The following is a 625-nucleotide window of genomic DNA, read 5'->3' on the forward strand; positions in this document are numbered from 1 at the left end:
GCCAGCGCTGCGGTAATGCCCGTCAGCGCCAGTGTCATGTAGTCGCACAAGCGTTCGGTGGCGATACTGGCAACGCTCTGCGCGGCGAGGCTGAAGCCTGCGCCCAGATCGTCGACCGATAGTGCAAGCGGGTAGTTGGTGCGCTCTTCCGCGCCCAGCATGGTCAGACCCGTCCAGTGCTGATCGTCGTCCGCGCCTTCCGGGCTGTAGCGGTAGTTGAGCATGCTGGTAAACAGCGGGGTGCCGCCCGGCAAGCCACTGCAACGCTGGGCCAGTGCGAGGCTGGCGTGTTCGTGGCGCAGCAGAGCGGTCAGACCATCCTGGGTGGCTTTCAGCGCGGCCAGGACATTCTGGCTGGCCAGCTTGACACGCAGCGGCAGGGTGTTGATGAACAGCCCCAACGCGCGATCCGCCCCTTCGCCCCCCTGCATGCGGCCGAACAGCACGGTGCCGAATACCACATCATCACGACCGCTGGTGCGCGCCAGTACCAGCGCCCACGCCAGATGGCACAGCGCGGCAGCACTTACGCCATGACGGCGCGCCTGCTGGCGGATGGCGAGCGCCAGATCGTCATCCAGCCGCTGGCGCACTTCACGCACATCGGCGCCATTACCCTGAATGT

General features: G+C 66.1%; 1 protein-coding gene. It reads right to left on the bottom strand.

Annotated features, from left to right (window positions below):
• Nucleotides 1-625 (bottom strand): condensation domain-containing protein (locus ACZ9W6_RS17575; RefSeq protein ID WP_465192484.1); only part of this gene is annotated, 625 nt, incomplete at both ends.

Source organism: Vogesella lacus (assembly GCF_979366295.1).